Here is a 19,730-nt window from a genome sequence, read left to right on the forward strand (position 1 = left end):
GGGCTGACAGTCGAAGGGCTGAGGGCTGAAGGGTGCGGCCGCTCAGCTCTGGGCCGCGGTGGCGGTCTCCAGGGCGAGTCGGTGTTCTCCCGCGTACACGTTCATGTTGTGGCCGCGCAGGAAGCCGACCAGGGTGAGGCCGGTTTCGGCGGCGAGGTCGACGGCCAGGGAGGAGGGCGCGGACACGGCTGCCAGTACCGGGATGCCGGCCATGACGGCCTTCTGGGCGAGTTCGAAGGAGGCCCGGCCGGAGACGAGGAGGAGGGTGCGGGACAGGGGGAGGTTGTTGTTCTGGAGGGCGCGGCCGATGAGTTTGTCGACGGCGTTGTGGCGGCCGACGTCCTCGCGTATGTCGAGGAGTTCGCCGTCTTCGGTGAACAGGGCGGCGGCGTGCAGGCCCCCGGTCCGGTCGAAGACGCGTTGGGCCGCGCGGAGCCGGTCGGGGAGGCAGGCGAGGAGTTCGGGTTCGACACGGACCGGGGGAGTGTCGTTGATGGGCCAGCGGGTGGTCGTGCGGACGGCGTCCAGGCTCGCCTTGCCGCACAGGCCGCAGCTGGAGGTCGTGTAGACGTTGCGTTCGAGGGTGATGTCGGGGATGGGGACGCCGGGGGTCGTGGTGACGTCGACGACGTTGTAGGTGTTGGAGCCGTCCGCGGTGGCGCCGGCGCAGTAGACGATGTTCTGCAGGTCGCTGTGTCGGGCGAGGACGCCTTCGCTGACGAGGAAGCCGGCGGCGAGGGCGAAGTCGTCGCCGGGGGTGCGCATGGTGATGGCGAGGGGTTTGCCGTTGAGGCGGATCTCCAGCGGTTCCTCGGTGACGAGTGTGTCCGGGCGGGACGAGAGGGCCCCGTCGCGGATGCGGATCACCTTGCGTCGTTCCGTGACTCGTCCCATATGTGTCTCAGTCCCGGTTCTGTGCGTGCTGGTAGCCGAAACGGCCCTTGCTGCAGAGGCTGCCGTGGGACACCGGTCCGTCGAGCGGGGCGGTGACCTTCACGATGTCATTGTCCTGCACATGGAGCGTGAGACCGCAGCCCGCTCCGCAGTGCGCGCACACGGTCTCGATGCGGGTCTGCGCCCCCTCGCCCCAGGTACCCGCCGCGCGCATCTCGAACTCCGACCGGAAGGACGTGTCCACGAAATACTGTCTACAGTCTGGGATCGAGCTCCGCAAGAGGCTCCGGAAACCGGCCGGTCCGACCGTTCGTCGCGTCCGGGATACCGCTCATCGCATACGGTCGACGCGCCGCCTTTTCAACCAGCTTCTTTGTTCCTACCGTCCGGGATCATGAGTCCCCCTGTCGCGCCCCCGGGGTGGAGCCGCTGGCTCGTGCCCCCGGCCGCTCTCTCGGTCCATCTCTCCATCGGACAGGCGTACGCCTGGTCCGTGTTCAAGCCGCCGCTCGAGTCCGCCCTCGGTCTCAGCGGCACACAGAGCGCACTGCCCTTCCAGCTCGGCATCGTGATGCTCGGCCTGTCCGCCGCGTTCGGCGGCACGCTCGTGGAGCGCAACGGGCCACGCTGGGCGATGACGGTGGCCCTGATCTGCTTCTCGTCCGGCTTCCTGCTCTCCGCGCTCGGAGCCGCCACCGAGCAGTACTGGCTGATCGTCCTCGGCTACGGCTTCGTCGGCGGCATAGGCCTCGGCATCGGCTACATCTCGCCGGTCTCCACCCTGATCAAGTGGTTCCCCGACCGGCCCGGCATGGCCACCGGCATCGCCATCATGGGCTTCGGCGGCGGCGCGCTCATCGCCTCGCCCTGGTCGGCGCAGATGCTGGAGTCCTTCGGCTCCGACAGCTCCGGGATCGCGCTCGCGTTCCTCGTGCACGGACTGTCGTACGCCGTCTTCATGCTCCTCGGTGTCCTGCTGGTGCGCGTGCCGCGCAGCGAGAAGCCGGTCGAGAGCGCGCCCAGCGCCTTCGAGGGGCCCCAGGTCTCGGCCCGCAACGCGGTGCGCACGCCCCAGTTCTGGTGTCTGTGGGTCGTGCTCTGCATGAACGTGACCGCGGGCATCGGCATCCTGGAGAAGGCCGCGCCGATGATCACGGACTTCTTCAAGGAGACGTCGACCCCGGTCTCGGTGTCGGCAGCGGCAGGCTTCGTCGCGCTGCTGTCGGCCGCCAACATGGCGGGCCGGATCGGCTGGTCGTCGACGTCCGACCTGATCGGACGGAAGAACATCTACCGCGTCTACCTGGGCGTGGGCGCGGTGATGTACGGGCTCATCGCACTGTTCGGCGACTCCTCCAAGCCGCTGTTCATCCTGTGTGCGCTGGTGATCCTGTCCTTCTACGGCGGCGGCTTCGCGACGATCCCCGCCTATCTCAAGGACCTCTTCGGGGCCTACCAGGTCGGGGCCATCCACGGCCGGCTGCTGACCGCCTGGTCCACGGCCGGTGTCCTCGGACCCCTGATCGTCAACTGGATCGCCGACCGGCAGGAGGACGCGGGCAAGAGCGGGTCCGACCTCTACAGCCTCTCCTTCATGATCATGATCGGGCTGCTCGTCGTCGGCTTCGTCGCCAACGAACTGGTCCGCCCCGTCAGTGCCCGTCACCACATTCCCGCACCGAGGGAGGCCGCCGATGTCACAGCCCGACACCAGTCAGAGTCCGCCTGACCGGCGCCCGCTGATCGCCCTGGCCTGGCTCTGGGTGGGCGCTCCGCTCGCCTACGGGCTCTACGAGCTGGTGCAGAAGGCGACCCAGCTGTTCACCGGGTAACCGTTCGACAGGTGTTCGGGCGTCCGAGGGTGTGAGGGAAGCCGACAACTCGGGCGCCCGTTTCCTGTGGCCTTACGTGCCCGCGTACCCGTGAGTCACTGATCAGACTGGTGGATCCGGCTACCCAAGGCAACGAGGGGGACCCTCCATGAACGGCTCGCGGATCGCCGCAGTCGGCCACTACCAGCCCGCCAAGGTACTCACCAACGAGGACCTGGCGGCCCTGGTCGACACCAGCGACGAGTGGATCCGGTCCCGCGTGGGGATCCGTACCCGCCACATCGCCGGCCCCGACGAGCCGGTCGACGAGCTCGCCGCGCACGCCGCCGCCAAGGCGCTGGCCTCGGCCGGGCTCGCACCCGCCGACATCGACCTGGTCCTGGTCGCCACCTCGACCGCCGTCGACCGGTCCCCGAACATGGCCGCCCGGGTCGCGGCCCGGCTCGGCATCCCCTCGCCCGCCGCGATGGACGTCAACGTGGTCTGCGCCGGGTTCACCCACGCGCTGGCCACCGCCGACCACACCGTGCGGGCCGGCGCGGCGACCCGGGCCCTGGTCATCGGCGCCGACAAGATGTCCGCGGTGACCGACTGGAGCGACCGCACCACCTGCGTGCTCGTCGGCGACGGGGCGGGCGCGGCGGTCGTCGAGGGGGCCGAGGTGCCCGGCATCTCGCCCGTGCTGTGGGGATCGGTGCCGGAGATGGGGCACGCCGTGCGGATCGAGGGCGAGCCGGCGCGCTTCGCCCAGGAGGGGCAGAGCGTCTACCGCTGGGCGACCACGAAGCTTCCGGCGCTGGCCCGGCAGGCCTGCGAACGCGCCGGGCTCACCCCGGCGGACCTGGCCGCCGTCGTCCTGCACCAGGCGAACCTGCGGATCATCGAGCCGCTCGCGGAGAAGATCGGCGCGGTCAACGCCGTGGTGGCCCGTGATGTCTCGGAGTCCGGGAACACGTCGGCGGCGAGCATTCCGCTCGCGTTCTCCAAGCTGGTCGAGCAGGGCGAGATCTCGACCGGGGACCCGGTGCTGCTGTTCGGGTTCGGGGGCAACCTGTCGTACGCGGGTCAGGTCATCCGCTGTCCCTGACCCTGACCTACGGGATGTGATGAGACCGACTCCCGGTTTACCTGTGCTTGGAACGCCGTAGACTGTAGACAAAACGCAATGGACATGCCCGCCTGGCGAGGAGGGGACCGCGATGTTGTCGACAGGACTGCCGCAGGGAGCCGTGCCGAAGCTGGAGCGTCCCGGACCGCTGCGCGATCGCGTGTACGAGGCGCTGCTGGAACTCATCACCACTCGCGCTCTGCAGCCGGGTCAGCATCTCGTGGAGAGCGAGTTGGCCGGTCATCTGGGGGTGTCCCGGCAGCCGGTGCGTGAGGCGTTGCAGCGGTTGAACACCGAGGGGTGGGTGGATCTGCGGCCGGCCCAGGGTGCGTTCGTGCATGAGCCGACGGACGAGGAGGCGGATCAACTCCTCACTGTGCGTACGTTGTTGGAGGCGGAGGCGGCCCGGCTCGCCGCCGCGAACGCGGGCAGCGCGGGCATCGCCGTACTGGAGGAGCTCTGCGCGCAGGGCGAGAAGGCCGTCGACGCCGATGACGTGGACGCCGCCGTCGCCCTGAACGCCCGCTTCCACGCGAAGATCATGGAGCTGGCGGGCAACGCGGTGCTCGCCGAACTGGCGGGGCAGGTGGACCGCCGGGTGCGCTGGTACTACACGCCGATCGCCCGGCAGCGCGGCCGGCAGTCCTGGATCGAGCACCGTGAGCTGATCGCCGCGATCGCCGGCCGGGACCAGCGCCGGGCCACCGAGCTGATGCGCGAGCACACCGAGCACACGCGGACGTCGTATCACGCACGCCAGCGGTCGTAGCCGCTAGAACGCGTCCTGGTGTGCCCGTGCCCACTGCGCGAAGGTGCGCGGCGGCCGACCTGTGACCTGCTCCACCGTGGGAAGCACCACCGATTCGTCGAGGGTGCCGTCGACGAAGAAGGCGAAAAAGGCGTCGACGTAGGACTTCGGCATGCCGGACGCCTCCATCTCGGCCCGTGCCTCCTCGTGCTCCAGGCCCACGGCGCGCAGGTCCCGGCCCAGCACCTCGCCGAGGATCCGTACCCGGTCGGCGGGCAACAGCGCCTCGGGGCCGGTGACTTCGAGGACGCGGCCCGCGAACTCCTCCGACAGCAAGCCGCGCAGGGCGACCTGCGCGATGTCGTACGGGTCGATGTCGGTGGTCCGCGCGTCCGGGAAGGGCACCCGGACCGTGTCGCCCTCGCGGATCCCGTCCACGAGCCGGAGCGCGTTGGTCATGAAGCTCGTCGGGCGGACGATCGTCCACGCGAGGCCCGAGTCGCGCACGTCGTCCTCCGCGGCGAGCAGATAGCCGGCGACCGCGTTGCTCCGGTCGCCGGTACCCGCCGACAGACCGGACAGCAGCACCACGCGGCGGACTCCCGCGGCCCGCGCGTCCGCCAGGATCTGCCGCTGGCCGTCGTAGCCGGGCATGAGGAACAGCCCCCGTACGCCGTCCAGGGCGGCCCGCACGCTCTCCGGCCGGTTCAGATCGCCCGCCACGGCCTCCACGCCCGCCGGTAACCCCTCGCCGCGCCCGGACCGGCTGACCGCACGCACCCGCTCGCCGGACTCCGCCAGCGCCCGTACCAGTTCGGCGCCCACGTTCCCCGTCGCACCCGTCACCAGAAACATGTTCTCCCCTCCCTCGGCCCATCCTGCGGGGGCACGTGCCAGGACGCCAGAGTGCGACCGGTCTTTGTCCTGTCAGTGGGGAAAGTCGGAGGCAATCTCTGCACAGCTTCTTCCCAGGTAGGGCCGCCGCTGCTACGTTCCCCTCGAAAGCCCGGCAACTGGTGGCCGAAAGAGGCGGGGAGGGGCTCGTGAGACGCATGACGGCACGACCTGCGAACGCGCATCAGGCCCGGCTGCTCAAGCTGCTGCGCGACGGAGGAGCCAACTCCCGGGCGCAACTGGGCGATCAGGTCGACCTGTCACGGTCCAAGCTGGCCGTGGAGGTGGACCGTCTGCTGGAGACGGGCCTGATCGTGGCCGACGGACTCGCCGCCTCGCGCGGCGGGCGCCGCTCCCACAACATCCGGCTCGCCCCCAACCTGCGGTTCCTCGGCGTGGACATCGGCGCGACCTCGATCGACGTCGCCGTCACCAACGCCGAACTGGAGATCCTGGGACACCTCAACCAGCCGATGGACGTTCGCGAGGGCCCGGTCGCGGTCTTCGAGCAGGTCCTGTCCATGGCGGCGAAGTTGAGGGCCTCGGGGCTCGCGGAGGGTTTTGACGGCGCCGGCATCGGTGTCCCGGGGCCGGTCCGCTTTCCCGAGGGTGTTCCGGTGGCTCCGCCGATCATGCCGGGCTGGGACGGCTTTCCCGTGCGGGAGGCGCTCAGTCAGGAACTCGGCTGTCCGGTCATGGTCGACAACGACGTGAACCTGATGGCGATGGGGGAGATGCACGCGGGTGTCGCTCGTTCCGTGGGCGATTTCCTCTGCGTCAAGATCGGTACCGGCATCGGCTGCGGCATCGTCGCCGGCGGTGAGGTCCACCGCGGGGTGACGGGCAGCGCCGGCGACATCGGGCACATCCAGGCCGTGCCCGACGGCCGTCCGTGCGCCTGCGGCAACCGGGGCTGTCTGGAAGCCCACTTCAGCGGGGCCGCCCTGGCCCGGGACGCCGTGGAGGCGGTCGAGCAGGGGCGGTCGGAGGAACTCGCCGCGCGGCTCTCGGCGAACGGCGAACTGACCGCGGTCGACGTCGCCGCCGCCGCTGCCGCCGGTGACGCCACCGCCCTCGACCTGATCCGCGAGGGCGGCAACCGGACCGGCCAGGTCATCGCCGGACTGGTCTCCTTCTTCAACCCCGGCCTGGTGGTGATCGGCGGCGGGGTCACCGGCCTCGGCCACACCCTGCTCGCCGCGATCCGCACCCAGGTCTACCGTCAGTCGCTGCCGTTGGCGACCGGCAACCTGCCCATCGTTCTGGGGGAGTTGGGCCCCACCGCCGGAGTCATCGGCGCGGCCCGGCTCATCAGCGACCACCTGTTCTCACCCGCGTAGGTCTCACTCAGCACAGGCCCGTCCGCACAGAGCCCTGCTTCGCCCTGCCCTGAAACCGGCCCGCACGCCCGCCAAGGGGACCTCATGGCACCAGAACCACCGCTGCTCAGCATGTCCGGCATCACCAAGTCGTTCCCCGGAGTCCGGGCCCTCGACGGCGTCGACCTCGACGTCCAGGCCGGTGAGGTGCACTGCCTGCTCGGCCAGAACGGGGCCGGGAAGTCCACGCTCATCAAGGTCCTGGCCGGCGCCCACCAGCCCGACACCGGCCGCCTGCGCTGGCGGGACGAGGAGGTCACGCTCCGCTCGCCGATCGCCGCCATGCGCCTCGGCATCGCCACCATCTACCAGGAACTCGACCTGGTGGAGCACCTGTCCGTGGCCGAGAACGTCCACCTCGGCCATGAACCCACGGCGGCCGGGTTCGTCGTACGGGGCAAGGCGGCCCGGCAGTCGACGGCCGCACTGCTGCGGCGGCTCGGGCACCCGGAGATCGATCCGGCCCGCCTGGTCGGGGAGTTGTCGGCCGCGCAGCAGCAGATCGTGTCCATGGCGCGGGCGCTCTCCCACGACGTACGGCTCATCGTGATGGACGAGCCGTCGGCGGCCCTCGACCCGGACGAGGTCGACAACCTCTTCCGGATCGTCGGCGACCTCACCGCCGAGGGTGTCGCCGTCGTCTACATCTCCCATCGCCTGGAGGAGATCAGGCGGATCGGCGACCGGGTGACGGTCCTCAAGGACGGCCGGGCCGTAGCGGTCGGACTGCCCGCGAAGTCGACGCCGACGCGAGAGATCGTGGCGCTGATGACGGGGAGGAACGTCGAGTACGTCTTTCCGGAGCGGCCGACGGCTCCAGCGCAGGGCGACAGGCCGCTGCTGGAGGTCCAAGGACTCGCCCGGCAGGGCGAGTTCGAGCCCCTCGACCTCGTGGTCCACCCCGGAGAGATCGTCGGCCTCGCCGGACTCGTCGGCTCGGGACGCTCCGAGATCCTGGAGACGATCTACGGCGCCCGCAAGCCCACCGCCGGTCAAGTCGTCGTGGACGGGCGGACGTTGCGGCCCGGCAGTGTCCGCGCCGCCGTCCGCGCCGGCATCGGGCTCGCCCCCGAGGAGCGCAAGGCGCAGGCCCTGCTGATGCTGGAGTCGGTCACCCGCAATGTCTCCGTCTCCTCCATGTCCCGTTTCTCCCGAGCGGGTTGGATCGACCGGGGTGCCGAGTTCGGCGCGGCCCGGGCGGCGACGCGCGAACTGTCGCTGCGGCCCGACAACCCCGCGGTGCCGATCCGCACCCTGTCCGGCGGCAACCAGCAGAAGGCCGTGCTGGCCCGCTGGCTGCTGCGCGGCTGCCGGATCCTGCTGCTCGACGAACCCACCCGGGGTGTCGACGTCGGCGCCCGCGCCGAGTTGTACGCCGTCGTCCGGCGGCTGGCCGACGAAGGGCTGGCCGTACTGCTGGTCTCCAGCGAGGTCCCCGAGGTGCTCGGACTCGCCGACCGTGTCCTGGTGCTCCGCGAGGGCCGAGTCGTGCACACCGCGCCCGCCCGCGAACTCGACGAACACCGTGTACTCGACCTCGTCATGGAAGGAAGCCCGGCGTCATGACGCAGCCCGTGTCCCCGCCCAGGGGAAGCGCCGACAAGGTGCCCTCGGTGAGCGAACCGTCCGCGTGGCGAGGGGTGTTCGCCCGAGCCGACGTCCGCACGCTCTCCCTCCTCGGCGTGCTCGCCGTACTGATCCTCATCGGCGGCATCACCAAACCCGACGAGTTCCTCGACACCCGCAACCTCCAACTCGTCCTCACCCAGGCGTCGGTGATCGGTGTCGTCACCGTCGGCATGACCTTCGTCATCACCTCCGGCGGCATCGACCTGTCCGTCGGCGCGATCGTCGCCCTCGCCTCGGTGTGGGCCACCACCGTCGCCACCCAGGAGTACGGCTTCGCGGGCATCCTCTTCACCGCGGTGCTCGTCGGAGTCGGATGCGGCCTGGTCAACGGGCTGCTCATCGCGTACGGCGGGATGGTGCCGTTCATCGCGACGCTGGCCATGCTCGCCTCGGCCCGCGGACTCGCCCTGCAGATCACCGACGGCCGGACGCAGATCGTCACGATCAACAGCGTGCTGGATCTCGGCGAGCGCGACGCGTATGTGCTCGGCATCCCTCCGCTGGTCCTCGTCTTCGCGGTCGTGACGATCATCGGCTGGCTGGTGCTGAACCGCACCACCTTCGGCCGGCGCACCGTCGCCGTCGGCGGCAACGCCGAGGCCGCCCGGCTCGCCGGCATCGACGTGCGCCGCCAGCGCCTCTACCTCTACCTGCTGTCCGGGCTGTGCTGCGGCATCGCCGCCTTCCTGTTGATCATCCTGTCCGGCTCCGGCCAGAACACCAACGGCAACCTCTACGAGCTCGACGCCATCGCCGCCGCGATCATCGGCGGAACCCTGCTCAGCGGGGGGCGCGGCACCATCACCGGCTCCGTGCTCGGGGTCCTGATCTTCACCACCATCACGAACATCTTCGCCCTGAACAACCTGCAGAGCGACGTCCAGCAGATCGCCAAGGGCGCGATCATCGTCGCCGCCGTGCTGGTCCAGCGCCGTACCGCAAGCACGACCTGAGGAAAGGGTTCACCGCCATGCAGCAAGGTAATGGTCGACTTCCCACTCGCAGAGGACTGCTCTTCGGGACCGCCGCCGTCGGGGCCGGTGCCTTCCTCGCAGGTTGCACCAGCAACGACTCCGGTGACGACAAGCCGGCCGCGAACGACCAGCCCGCCGCCGCCGACTCGCCCGGCAAGCCGGTCACCATCGGCTTCGCCGGACCGCAGGCCGACCACGGCTGGCTCAACGCCATCAACGACAACGCCAAGAACCGGGCCAAGAAGTACTCGGACGTCACCCTGGAGATCACCGAGGGCTCCAACGACACCGCCCAGCAGATCGGCCAGATCGAGACCCTCATCAACAAGAAGGTCGACGTCCTGGTCATCCTGCCCGCGGACGGCAAGGCCCTGACCCAGGTCGGACTCAAGGCGATGCGGGCCGGCATCCCGGTCGTGAACCTGGACCGGATCTTCAACACCCCGCAGGCGTACCGCTGCTGGATCGGCGGCGACAACTACGGCATGGGCCTCAACGCCGGCCACTACATCGGCGGCAAGCTCAAGGGGAAGTCGAACGCCAAGGTCATCGAACTCGCAGGCCTGGACAACCTGGAGCTCACCAAGCAGCGCACCAAGGGCTTCGACGACGCCCTGAAGAACTACCCGAACGTCCGCAAGGTGGCCCGCCAGGCCGCCGAGTTCACGGTGGAGTCCGGGCAGGCCAAGATGGCGCAGCTCCTGCAGGCCCAGCCGAGTTTCGACGCGCTGTGGAACCACGACGACGACCAGGGCGTGGGCGCGCTGCGCGCCATCGACCAGGCCGGACGCGACGACTTCCTCATGGTCGGCGGCGCCGGCGCCCTGTCCGCCTTCCAGGCCATCAAGCAGGACAACGGCGTCCTCAAGGCGACCGTGCTGTACCCGCCGACCATGGCCGCCTCCGCGATCGATCTCGCCCGCGCGCTCGGTCAGTCCAAGGGCATCGGCGGCCTCGCCGAGTTCGAGATCCCCGCCTCGCTCACCCTCTACTCGGCCGTCGTCGACAAGACCAACGTCGACCAGTACATGTCCACCGGCTTCAAGTGAGGCGTACCGATCAGGGACCTGCCTTACCGGTCGGTCCGGCCGCGGGCGGCAGCGCGTCCCGGCCGGACCGGTCCCCGGGGCGGGTCCCAGGAGCCCGGCTCGTCGACGGACCGGGCTGCACCCCCCACCACGCCACGACGACGAGGAGGACATCGCGCATGGCACAGCCGCAGCAGTCAGAAGAGGCCGAGGTGCCGCCTCTGCGGGTCGGCATGGTCGGCTACGCCTTCATGGGCGCCGCCCACTCCCAGGGCTGGCGGACCGTCGGACGCGTCTTCGATCTGCCCCGCCGCCCGGTGCTCGCCGCGATCTGCGGGCGGGACGCCGACGCCGTGCGCAGGGCCGCCGACCGGCACGGCTGGGCGGCCGCCGAGACCGACTGGCGGGTCCTGGTCGAGCGGGACGACGTCGACCTCGTCGACATCTGCACCCCCGGCGACAGCCACGCCGAGATCGCCGTCGCCGCGCTCGCCGCGGGCAAGCACGTGCTGTGCGAGAAGCCCCTCGCCAACACCGTCGAGGAGGCCCGGTCGATGACCAGGGCCGCCGAAGAAGCCTATGAGCGAGGCCAGTTGGCGATGGTCGGCTTCAACTACCGCCGGGTGCCCGCCACCGCGCTGGCCCGCCGGATGGTGGCCGAAGGACGCCTCGGGACACTGCGGCACGTCCGGGCGACCTACCTCCAGGACTGGCTCGTGGACCCGCAGTTCCCGCTGACCTGGCGGCTGCGCAAGGAACGGGCGGGCTCCGGCTCGCTCGGCGACCTCGGCGCACACATCATCGACCTCGCCCAGTACCTGGCCGGAGAGCCGCTCGCCGGAGTGTCCGCCCTGACGGAGACCTTCGTACGCCAACGCCCCCTCGCCGGCGCGGCGAAAGGCCTGTCCGCCGAATCGGGGACCGGCACCGGCCGGGTCACCGTGGACGACGCGGCCCTGTTCACCGGCCGCTTCACCTCCGGCGCCCTCGCCTCCTTCGAGGCCACCCGGTACGCCACCGGCCGCAAGAACTCCCTGCGCATCGAACTCAACGGCGACCGCGGCTCGTTGGCCTTCGACCTGGAACGCCTCAACGAGCTCTCGTACCACGACGCCACCGAGCCCGGAACACACGCCGGTTTCCGCCGCATCCTCGTCACCGAGCCCGATCACCCCTATCTGGACGCGTGGTGGCCGCCCGGCCATGGCCTGGGCTATGAGCACACGTTCGTCCATCAGGCCCGTGACCTCGTGCATGCGATTGCCGAGGGCCGTCGCCCCGAGCCCTCCTTCGCCGACGGGCTGCAGGTGCAGCGGGTGCTCGCGGCGGTGGAGGAGAGTGCCGAGAAGAACTCCGTCTACACCCCGACAGCCGTCTGAGGAGGTTCCGGAAGATGCCGCGTCAGTTCACGCTCTTCACCGGTCAGTGGGCCGATCTGCCGTTGGAGGAGGTGTGCCGTCTGGCCCGTGACTTCGGCTACGACGGTCTCGAACTCGCCTGCTGGGGGGATCACTTCGAGGTCGACAAGGCCCTGGCGGACCCGTCGTACCTGGATTCCCGGCATGCGCTGCTCGACAAGTACGGCCTCAAGTGCTGGGCGATCTCCAACCATCTGGTGGGGCAGGCCGTGTGCGATGCCATCATCGACGAACGCCACCAAGCCATTCTGCCCGGCCAGGTGTGGGGCGACGGCGATCCCGAGGGGGTTCGCCGGCGGGCCGCGGAGCGGATGAAGGACACCGCGCGTGCGGCGGCGGCCTTCGGTGTGCAGACGGTCATCGGTTTCACCGGCTCGGCGATCTGGCATCTGGTGGCGATGTTCCCGCCTGCCCCGCAGGCGATGATCGACCGTGGTTACGAGGATTTCGCCGAGCGGTGGAACCCGATCCTGGACGTCTTCGACGAGCAGGGGGTGCGGTTCGCGCACGAGGTGCATCCCAGTGAGATCGCCTATGACTACTGGACCACGCAGCGGGCGCTGGAGGCGGTGGGGCATCGGCCGGCGTTCGGGCTGAACTTCGATCCGTCGCACTTCGTGTGGCAGGACCTGGATCCGGTGGGTTTCCTGTACGACTTCCGTGAGCGGATCTATCACGTGGACTGCAAGGAGGCCCGCAGGCGTCTGGACGGCCGCAACGGCCGCCTGGGCTCCCACCTGGCCTGGGGGGATCCGCGCCGGGGCTGGGACTTCGTCTCGGCCGGGCACGGTGACGTGCCCTGGGAGGACGTCTTCCGCATGCTGGGCTCCATCGGCTACCGGGGCCCGGTCTCGGTCGAGTGGGAGGACGCCGGCATGGACCGGCTCCAGGGCGCGCCCGAAGCACTGAAGCGGCTCAAGGCGTACGACTTCGAGCCCCCGTCGGCCTCCTTCGACGCTGCGTTCGGCGGCGGCGACTAGGCCGCACCGACCCAGCAACCAGCAAGCCGCACTGGTCAGTTCCGGGATGACGGCGCATTCCGGCGTACCCGCACCCACCCGTACAACCGGCCCCACTCCGGAGGCATTCGTGCACGGGAAAGACCCCACCGGTCCCACCGACAGAATCGAGACCCACAGACGAGGCGCCACCCGGCGCAGAGCGGCGGCCCTGCTCACCGGCTTCCTGCTGGCAGGCGCCTCCCTCACCCTCACCGCTCCCCAGGCCGGCGCAGCCGTCGCCGGGCCGGAAGCAGCCCGGCCGGCAGCCGCCGAGGCGGTCGCGGCCGAGGACTTCCAGCAGGTCACCCTCGCCAAGGGTGAACCGGAGGTCGGCGAGCCCATGTCGCTCGCCGTCCTCCCGGACCGCTCGGTCCTGCACACCTCCCGCGACGGCGAACTCCGCATCACCGACGCGGCCGGCACCACCCGCCTCGCCGGCAAGCTCGACGTCTACTCCCACGACGAGGAAGGCCTCCAAGGCGTCGGCGTCGACCCGCAGTTCACCACCAACCGCTTCATCTACCTGTACTACGCACCCCCGTTGAACACCCCGGCGGGCGACGCCCCCGAGACCGGCACCGCGGCCGACTTCGCCCCCTTCGACGGCGTCAACCGGCTCTCCCGGTTCGTCCTGAGGACCGACGGCACCCTGGACACCGCCAGCGAGACGAAGATCATCGACATCCCCGCCACCCGCGGCATCTGCTGCCACGTCGGCGGCGACATCGACTTCGACGCGGCCGGCAACCTCTACCTGTCGACGGGCGACGACTCCAACCCCTTCCAGTCCGACGGCTTCACCCCCATCGACGAGCGCGCCGACCGCAACCCGGCCTTCGATGCCCAGCGCACCGCCGGCAACACCAACGACCTGCGCGGCAAGATCCTGCGCATCAAGGTCGACGCCGACGGCTCGTACGACATCCCCGACGGCAACCTCTTCGCGCCCGGCACCGACAGGACGCGGCCCGAGATCTACGCCATGGGCTTCCGCAACCCCTTCCGCTTCAGCGTCGACAAGGCCACCGGGATCGTCTACGTCGGCGACTACGGCCCTGACGCGGGCGCAGCCGACCCGGCCCGAGGACCCGCGGGCCAGGTGGAGTTCGCGCGGGTGACCGGCCCCGGCAACTTCGGCTGGCCGTACTGCACCGGCGACAACGATGCCTACGTCGACCACGACTTCGCGACGGGCACCTCGGGCGCCTCCTTCGACTGCGCCGCCCCGAAGAACAACTCCCCCCACAACACCGGCCTCACCGACCTGCCCCCGGCCCAGGCCGCCTGGATCCCCTACGACGGCAACTCCGTACCGGAGTTCGGGAACGGCTCCGAGTCCCCGATGGGCGGCCCGGTCTACCACTACGACCCCGCACTCGACTCTCCCGTCAAGTTCCCCGAGGCCTACGACGGCGACTTCTTCGCCGGAGAGTTCGGCCGCCGCTGGATCAAGCGGATCAGCAGCGACGACAACGGCACCGTCCAGTCGATCAACGACGTCCCGTGGACCGGCACCCAGGTGATGGACATGGCCTTCGGTCCCGACGGCGCGCTGTACGTCCTCGACTACGGCCTCTCCTGGTTCGGCGGCGACGAGAACTCGGCCCTGTACCGCATCGAGAACGTCACCGGCGAGCACTCCCCGGTCGCCCGGGCAACGGCCGACCGCACATCCGGCCAGGCGCCGCTGCGGGTGCGGTTCTCCTCCGAGGGCACCGGCGACCAGGACGGCGACGCCCTCACCTACAGCTGGGACTTCGGCGACGGCGGCACGTCCACGGCGGCGAACCCGACGCACAGGTACAGGAGGAACGGCACCTACACCGCGACCCTGACCGCCAAGGACCCCTCGGGCCGCACGGGCATGGCGAGCACACAGATCGTCGTCGGCAACACCGCACCCCGGGTGACGCTCGAACTCCCGCAGGACGGGCAGCTGTTCAGCTTCGGTGACGCCATCCCGTTCACGGTGCGCGTGAGCGACCCCGAGGACGGCAGGACCATCGACTGCGCCAAGGTCAAGGTCACCTTCGTCCTCGGCCACGACAGCCACGGCCACCCCGTCACCTCCGCCAACGGCTGCACCGGCACCATCCAGACCAGCGCCGACGGCGGCCACGACGAGGACGCCAACATCTTCGGCGTGCTGGACGCCGAGTACACCGACAACGGTGACGGCGGCCAGGCCCCGCTGACCACCCACGACCAGAGCGTCCTGCAACCCAGGCACCGCCAGGCCGAGCACTTCGGCACCGGCTCGGGCGTGTCCGTCATCGACAAGCCCCCGGCACACGGCGGCAGGACCGTCGGCGACATCAACAACGGCGACTGGATCTCCTTCACGCCGTACGTCCTCGGCAACGCCGAGTCGGTCTCCGCACGCATCTCCTCGGGCGGCACCGGCGGCACGCTGGAGATCCGCGCCGGCTCCGCCACCGGCACCCTGCTCGGCCAGACGACCGTGCCGGTGACGGGCGGCTGGGAGACCTTCCAGGACGTCACCGCCGATCTGTCCGGTGCTCCGGCGGGCACCACCACGCTCTACCTCGTCTTCAAGGGCAGCGGCACCGGCGCCCTGTTCGACGTGGACGACTTCACCTTCACGACCGACTGAGAGGAGCGTCTCGTATGCACACCACCGGACGATGGACGACGGCCGTTGCGGGAGCCGCCCTGCTCCTCGGCTGCGTCTCCCAACCCGCTGTCTCACACCCCGCCGACACCGAACGGGTGCTGGTGTTCTCCAAGACGGCCGGCTTCCGGCACGACTCGATCCCCGAAGGGGTGGCGGCCGTCAGGGAACTGGGGCAGAGCGCCGGCTTCTCGGTCGACGCCACCGAGGACGCGACCGCGTTCACAACACGCAACCTGCGCCGCTACGACGCCGTCGTGTTCCTCTCCACCACCGGAGACGTCCTCGACCCCGCCCAGCAGCGGGCCTTCGAGGGCTACATCCGGCAGGGCGGCGGATACGTCGGCATCCACGCGGCCGCCGACACCGAGTACGACTGGGCGTTCTACGGCGGCCTCGCCGGCGCCTACTTCCAGTCGCACCCCGCGATCCAGCCGGCCACCGTGGTGGTCGAGGACCGGGCCCACCCGTCCACGTCGGAGCTGCCTCCGACATGGAACCGGACCGACGAGTGGTACAACTACCGCTCCAACCCCCGCGACCGGGTCCACGTCCTGGCCACCCTCGACGAGTCGTCGTACACCGGCGGCACGATGAACGGCGACCATCCCATCGCCTGGTGCCAGGACTACCAGGGCGGCCGGGCCTTCTACACCGGCTTCGGCCACACCAAGGAGTCGTACGCCGACCCCGCCTTCCGCGGTCACCTGCTCGGCGGGCTCCGGTATGCGATCGGCACCGCACACGCGGACTGCCGGCCGGAGACCGGATACCGTCCGCTCTTCGACGGCACGGCCGAGTCGCTCGCCGACTGGAAACAGGCCGGACCGGGCTCCTTCACCCGCTCCGACGACGGCACCCTCACCTCGTCCGGCGGCATGGGCATGCTCTGGTACGCCGGGTCCGGGCAGGGCCTCGGGGCGTACTCCCTGAAACTCGACTGGAAGATGGCGAGCGCCTCCGGGGACGACAACTCCGGAGTGTTCGTGGGCTTCCCGCCCTCGGACGACCCGTGGTCCGCCGTGGACAACGGCTACGAGATCCAGATCGACGCCACCGACGTACCCGAGAAGACGACCGGATCCGTCTACGGCTTCCGCTCCGCCGACCTGAAGAAGCGCGACCGGGCGCTGAACCCGCCGGGGGAGTGGAACACCTACGAGATCCGCGTGGAGGGCGAACGCCTCCGCGTCCTTCTCAACGGCGTGAAGATCAACGATTTCACCAACACCGATCCGGCCCGGAGCCTGCGGGACGGCCACATCGGCATCCAGAACCACGGGGCCGACGACAAGGTGTCCTTCCGCGACATCCGGATCAAGGAACTGCCCGTCAAGGGCGACTGAGCGGCGGCGGGCGGGGGACGCCGGACCCCCGCCCGCCGTCTTCACCCCTCATGAGCGGGGTCCGCGAACCGCGCGTGCCACGTTCCACGTCGACGAGGAGGCTGCCCATGTCCGCGTCCGATTCCCCACCGCGCGCCGGCGTCCGGCTGCTCGGCGCCGGCGGTCCCGCCGCGACGGCCCTCGCGGTCCTCGCAGGCCGCGCCGCCAGGACCGCGGGCCCGCACGCGCCGACGGGCCCGGTCACCGAGACCCCGCCCTTCCCCGAGAGCGGCCTGCCAGGCCAGTCAGCCCCGGTCCTCGCGCTCCGCTCACCGCAGCCCTCGCCCCCCTGGCAGCACGCTTCGCGAGAAAGGTGAGCGTCACATGACCGACCCCCGCGCCCAGCCCCGGCCCACCCCCGGCGCCACCCCGCTCCGCTTCGGCTACGGCACCAACGGCCTCGCGGACCTCCGCCTGGACGACGCCCTCGCCCTCCTCGCCGAGCTCGGCTACGAGGGCGTCGGTCTGACTCTCGATCACATGCATCTGGACCCCCTCGCCCCCGACCTGGCCGCCCGCACCCGACGCCTCGCGCACCGGCTGGACGCGCTCGGCCTGACGGTGACCGTCGAGACCGGCGCCCGCTATGTGCTCGACCCGCGCCGCAAGCACGGCCCCTCCCTGCTGGACCCCGACCCGGACGACCGTGCCCGCCGTGTCGACCTGCTGGTCCGGGCCGTTCGGGTCGCCGCCGACCTGGGCGCGCACGCCGTGCACTGCTTCAGCGGCATCACCCCGCAGGGCACCGACCCGGACACGGCATGGAAACGCCTGGCCGAGACCCTCACCCCGGTCCTGGACGCCGCCATCGCCGCCGGCATCCCCCTGGCCATCGAGCCCGAACCCGGCCATCTCCTCGCCACCCTCGCCGACTTCCACCACCTCCGCACCACCCTCGGCGACCCCGCAGCCCTCGGACTGACCCTCGACATCGGCCACTGCCAGTGCCTCGAACCCCTGCCGCCCGCCGACTGCATACGTGCCGCGGGCCCCTGGCTGCGCCACGTCCAGATCGAGGACATGCGCCGAGGCGTCCACGAACACCTCCCCTTCGGCGACGGCGACATCGACTTCCCACCGGTCCTCGCCGCCCTCGCCGCCACCGGCTACCAGGGCCTGACGGTCGTCGAACTGCCCCGCCACTCCCACGCGGGCCCCCGCTTCGCCGAACTCTCCCTTCCCTTCCTCCGTCAGGCAGAGGCGCTCTCACAAGGAAGCACGCCATGACCGACCCCAAGGCCCACCAGGCAACCCCCGCGGCGGACACCCAGGGCACTACCCTCGCCCGAACCCCGCTGCACGACCTGCACAGCCACCTCGCCGAACGCCTCGGCGAAGCCGCGCGCACCTGGCTCGACCAGGCCCTCGAAGAGGCCGCCGCACACCCCGGCGCCCACGGCCCCATCTCCGTGTGGGAGCTGCGCCTCGCCGAGGCCGGACGCCGCTGCGGCCCCGAACACGCCGACGCCGCCCGCATCCTGATCCTGCACGCCGCACGCGCCGACCCCGACGCCCTGACCCGGGTCTACGCCCAGGGCACCGCCGCCGAACGCCGCGCCGTCCTGCAGGCCCTGCCCCACCTCGTGCCCGGCCCGCAGGCCCTCCCGCTCGTCGAGGACGCCCTGCGCACCAACGACACCCGCCTCCTGGCCGCCGCCGTAGGCCCCTACACCGCCCGCCACCTCGACGCCCACCAGTGGCGCCATGCGGTCCTGAAATGCCTGTTCACCGGCGTCTCCGTCGCCGAGGTAGCCGACCTGGGCCGGCGGGCCCACGCGGACGGCGAACTCGCCCGCATGCTCGGCGACTACGCCGCCGAACGCACCGCGGCGGGCCGCCCCGTGCCCGAGGACCTGCACCGCGTCCTGACCCTGACCGACCCCACGGCCACCCCACCCGCGCCGGCCGCAGACCACGGCTCGAACGGCGCGGACGGCACCCACGGCAAGGAGTCCTGATGCGCATCTTCGACCCCCACATCCACATGACGTCACGGACCACCGACGACTACCAGGCCATGCACACCGCAGGCGTGCGTGCCGTGGTGGAACCGGCCTTCTGGCTCGGCCAGCCCCGCACCTCTCCCGCCTCCTTCCTCGACTACTTCGACTCCCTGCTGGGCTGGGAACCCTTCCGCGCCGCCCAGTACGGCATCGCCCACCACTGCACCCTCGCCCTGAACCCCAAGGAGGCCAACGACCCGCGCTGTCTGCCCGTCCTCGACGAACTGCCCCGCTATCTCGTCAAGGACCAGGTCGTCGCCGTCGGCGAGATCGGCTACGACTCCATGACGCCGGCCGAGGACATGGCGCTGGCCGCCCAGCTCCAGCTGGCCGCCGACCACGAGCTGCCCGCGCTCGTGCACACCCCGCACCGCGACAAGCTGGCGGGCCTGCGCCGCACCCTCGACGTCGTGCGCGAGTCCGCCCTGCCGGTGGACCGGGTCCTGGTCGACCACCTCAACGAGACCACCGTCAAGGAGGCCAAGGACAGCGGCTGCTGGCTCGGCTTCTCCGTCTACCCGGACACCAAGATGGACGAGGAACGGATGGTGGCGATCCTGCGCGCGTACGGCCCCGAACAGGTCCTGGTGAACTCCGCCGCCGACTGGGGCCGCAGCGACCCCCTCAAGACCCGCAAGGTCGGCGACCTGATGCTCGCCGAGGGCTTCACCGAGGACGAGGTCGACCGCGTCCTGTGGCGCAACCCGGTCGCCTTCTACGGACTCAGCGGTCGGCTCAACCTCGACATCGCGGCCACCGAAGCCACCCACGAGGGCAACTCCATCCTCCGCGGCGGGGCGTGAAC

At 70.7% G+C, this 19,730-nt stretch carries 18 protein-coding genes and 1 pseudogene; 16 read left to right on the plus strand and 3 right to left on the minus strand.

Translation table 11 applies throughout. The features are described 5' to 3' along the window. Window positions 1–42 precede the first annotated feature (42 nt). Window positions 43–894: a formate dehydrogenase accessory sulfurtransferase FdhD gene (gene fdhD, locus IOD14_RS13385; protein ID WP_212670336.1), complete on the minus strand. Its 852-nt coding sequence runs from the start codon at window positions 892–894 to the stop codon at window positions 43–45. A 7-nt stretch (window positions 895–901) separates the two neighbouring features. Continuing rightward, window positions 902–1,129: pseudogene (locus IOD14_RS13390) on the minus strand (Fe-S-binding domain-containing protein); the annotation flags it as partial. A gap of 159 nt (window positions 1,130–1,288) precedes the next feature. On the opposite strand from IOD14_RS13390, the gene IOD14_RS13395 reads away from it, so the two are divergent. The 4 genes from IOD14_RS13395 to IOD14_RS13410 all read left to right on the plus strand — a co-directional run bounded on the left by IOD14_RS13395 (window position 1,289) and on the right by IOD14_RS13410 (window position 4,603). Next, window positions 1,289–2,623, plus strand: coding sequence for an OFA family MFS transporter (locus IOD14_RS13395; protein WP_212670337.1), 1,335 nt, complete (start codon window positions 1,289–1,291; stop codon window positions 2,621–2,623). Next, complete coding sequence (locus IOD14_RS13400; protein ID WP_212670338.1) at window positions 2,589–2,726, plus strand: hypothetical protein; 138 nt, start codon at window positions 2,589–2,591, stop codon at window positions 2,724–2,726. The genes IOD14_RS13395 and IOD14_RS13400 overlap by 35 nt, the downstream gene beginning before the upstream one ends. Window positions 2,727–2,874: 148 nt before the next feature. Continuing rightward, window positions 2,875–3,813, plus strand: a complete 939-nt coding sequence (locus IOD14_RS13405) for a beta-ketoacyl-ACP synthase III (protein ID WP_123994341.1) — start codon at window positions 2,875–2,877, stop codon at window positions 3,811–3,813. Between the two features lie 112 nt (window positions 3,814–3,925). Beyond that, the gene (locus tag IOD14_RS13410) at window positions 3,926–4,603 is read left to right on the plus strand and encodes a GntR family transcriptional regulator (RefSeq protein WP_212670339.1); all 678 of its coding nucleotides are present in this window, start codon (window positions 3,926–3,928) and stop codon (window positions 4,601–4,603) included. A gap of 3 nt (window positions 4,604–4,606) precedes the next feature. Here the strand turns inward: IOD14_RS13410 and IOD14_RS13415 are convergent, their stop codons facing one another. Beyond that, entirely contained in the window at window positions 4,607–5,437 is an 831-nt protein-coding gene (locus IOD14_RS13415) for an NAD(P)H-binding protein (RefSeq protein WP_212670340.1), read from the minus strand. A 197-nt stretch (window positions 5,438–5,634) separates the two neighbouring features. Between IOD14_RS13415 and IOD14_RS13420 the strand changes: the two genes are divergently transcribed. From IOD14_RS13420 to IOD14_RS13475, 12 genes are all read left to right on the plus strand, one after another. Further along, window positions 5,635–6,816: an ROK family protein gene (locus IOD14_RS13420; RefSeq protein WP_123994338.1), complete on the plus strand. Its 1,182-nt coding sequence runs from the start codon at window positions 5,635–5,637 to the stop codon at window positions 6,814–6,816. A gap of 84 nt (window positions 6,817–6,900) precedes the next feature. Further along, window positions 6,901–8,421, plus strand: coding sequence for a sugar ABC transporter ATP-binding protein (locus IOD14_RS13425; protein WP_123994337.1), 1,521 nt, complete (start codon window positions 6,901–6,903; stop codon window positions 8,419–8,421). Beyond that, window positions 8,418–9,437, plus strand: coding sequence for an ABC transporter permease (locus IOD14_RS13430; RefSeq protein WP_123994336.1), 1,020 nt, complete (start codon window positions 8,418–8,420; stop codon window positions 9,435–9,437). Before IOD14_RS13425 ends, IOD14_RS13430 begins: the two co-directional genes overlap by 4 nt. Before the next feature lie 17 nt (window positions 9,438–9,454). Beyond that, complete coding sequence (locus IOD14_RS13435) at window positions 9,455–10,507, plus strand: substrate-binding domain-containing protein (RefSeq protein ID WP_123994335.1); 1,053 nt, start codon at window positions 9,455–9,457, stop codon at window positions 10,505–10,507. A gap of 158 nt (window positions 10,508–10,665) precedes the next feature. Continuing rightward, window positions 10,666–11,865, plus strand: coding sequence for a Gfo/Idh/MocA family oxidoreductase (locus tag IOD14_RS13440; RefSeq protein WP_123994334.1), 1,200 nt, complete (start codon window positions 10,666–10,668; stop codon window positions 11,863–11,865). A 14-nt stretch (window positions 11,866–11,879) separates the two neighbouring features. Further along, window positions 11,880–12,884, plus strand: coding sequence for a sugar phosphate isomerase/epimerase family protein (locus tag IOD14_RS13445; RefSeq protein WP_123994333.1), 1,005 nt, complete (start codon window positions 11,880–11,882; stop codon window positions 12,882–12,884). A 46-nt stretch (window positions 12,885–12,930) separates the two neighbouring features. After that, entirely contained in the window at window positions 12,931–15,519 is a 2,589-nt protein-coding gene (locus IOD14_RS13450) for a PQQ-dependent sugar dehydrogenase (RefSeq protein ID WP_249125910.1), read from the plus strand. Between the two features lie 14 nt (window positions 15,520–15,533). Further along, window positions 15,534–16,883: a ThuA domain-containing protein gene (locus IOD14_RS13455; protein WP_212670342.1), complete on the plus strand. Its 1,350-nt coding sequence runs from the start codon at window positions 15,534–15,536 to the stop codon at window positions 16,881–16,883. A gap of 107 nt (window positions 16,884–16,990) precedes the next feature. Further along, window positions 16,991–17,239, plus strand: coding sequence for a hypothetical protein (locus IOD14_RS13460; RefSeq protein WP_212670343.1), 249 nt, complete (start codon window positions 16,991–16,993; stop codon window positions 17,237–17,239). Window positions 17,240–17,246: 7 nt separating this feature from the next. Beyond that, on the plus strand, window positions 17,247–18,149 hold the full coding sequence (locus IOD14_RS13465) for a sugar phosphate isomerase/epimerase family protein (protein ID WP_212670344.1): 903 nt from the start codon (window positions 17,247–17,249) through the stop codon (window positions 18,147–18,149). Continuing rightward, entirely contained in the window at window positions 18,146–18,880 is a 735-nt protein-coding gene (locus IOD14_RS13470; protein ID WP_212670345.1) for an EboA domain-containing protein, read from the plus strand. The genes IOD14_RS13465 and IOD14_RS13470 overlap by 4 nt, the downstream gene beginning before the upstream one ends. After that, window positions 18,880–19,728, plus strand: a complete 849-nt coding sequence (locus IOD14_RS13475) for a TatD family hydrolase (protein ID WP_212670346.1) — start codon at window positions 18,880–18,882, stop codon at window positions 19,726–19,728. Before IOD14_RS13470 ends, IOD14_RS13475 begins: the two co-directional genes overlap by 1 nt. The last annotated feature ends 2 nt before the right edge of the window (window positions 19,729–19,730 follow it).

It is taken from the genome of Streptomyces sp. A2-16 (assembly GCF_018128905.1).
Classification (GTDB): Bacteria; Actinomycetota; Actinomycetes; order Streptomycetales; family Streptomycetaceae; genus Streptomyces.

Excerpts from the sequence above, each read along its gene's own strand:
- fdhD (WP_212670336.1), bottom strand. The coding sequence starts at position 894 with ATGGGACGAGTCACGGAACGACGCAAGGTGATCCGCATCCGCGACGGG.
- IOD14_RS13395 (WP_212670337.1), top strand. The coding sequence starts at position 1,289 with ATGAGTCCCCCTGTCGCGCCCCCGGGGTGGAGCCGCTGGCTCGTGCCC.
- IOD14_RS13400 (WP_212670338.1), top strand. The coding sequence starts at position 2,589 with ATGTCACAGCCCGACACCAGTCAGAGTCCGCCTGACCGGCGCCCGCTG.
- IOD14_RS13405 (WP_123994341.1), top strand. The coding sequence starts at position 2,875 with ATGAACGGCTCGCGGATCGCCGCAGTCGGCCACTACCAGCCCGCCAAG.
- IOD14_RS13410 (WP_212670339.1), top strand. The coding sequence starts at position 3,926 with ATGTTGTCGACAGGACTGCCGCAGGGAGCCGTGCCGAAGCTGGAGCGT.
- IOD14_RS13415 (WP_212670340.1), bottom strand. The coding sequence starts at position 5,437 with ATGTTTCTGGTGACGGGTGCGACGGGGAACGTGGGCGCCGAACTGGTA.
- IOD14_RS13420 (WP_123994338.1), top strand. The coding sequence starts at position 5,635 with ATGACGGCACGACCTGCGAACGCGCATCAGGCCCGGCTGCTCAAGCTG.
- IOD14_RS13425 (WP_123994337.1), top strand. The coding sequence starts at position 6,901 with ATGGCACCAGAACCACCGCTGCTCAGCATGTCCGGCATCACCAAGTCG.
- IOD14_RS13430 (WP_123994336.1), top strand. The coding sequence starts at position 8,418 with ATGACGCAGCCCGTGTCCCCGCCCAGGGGAAGCGCCGACAAGGTGCCC.
- IOD14_RS13435 (WP_123994335.1), top strand. The coding sequence starts at position 9,455 with ATGCAGCAAGGTAATGGTCGACTTCCCACTCGCAGAGGACTGCTCTTC.
- IOD14_RS13440 (WP_123994334.1), top strand. The coding sequence starts at position 10,666 with ATGGCACAGCCGCAGCAGTCAGAAGAGGCCGAGGTGCCGCCTCTGCGG.
- IOD14_RS13445 (WP_123994333.1), top strand. The coding sequence starts at position 11,880 with ATGCCGCGTCAGTTCACGCTCTTCACCGGTCAGTGGGCCGATCTGCCG.
- IOD14_RS13450 (WP_249125910.1), top strand. The coding sequence starts at position 12,931 with ATGACGGCGCATTCCGGCGTACCCGCACCCACCCGTACAACCGGCCCC.
- IOD14_RS13455 (WP_212670342.1), top strand. The coding sequence starts at position 15,534 with ATGCACACCACCGGACGATGGACGACGGCCGTTGCGGGAGCCGCCCTG.
- IOD14_RS13460 (WP_212670343.1), top strand. The coding sequence starts at position 16,991 with ATGTCCGCGTCCGATTCCCCACCGCGCGCCGGCGTCCGGCTGCTCGGC.
- IOD14_RS13465 (WP_212670344.1), top strand. The coding sequence starts at position 17,247 with ATGACCGACCCCCGCGCCCAGCCCCGGCCCACCCCCGGCGCCACCCCG.
- IOD14_RS13470 (WP_212670345.1), top strand. The coding sequence starts at position 18,146 with ATGACCGACCCCAAGGCCCACCAGGCAACCCCCGCGGCGGACACCCAG.
- IOD14_RS13475 (WP_212670346.1), top strand. The coding sequence starts at position 18,880 with ATGCGCATCTTCGACCCCCACATCCACATGACGTCACGGACCACCGAC.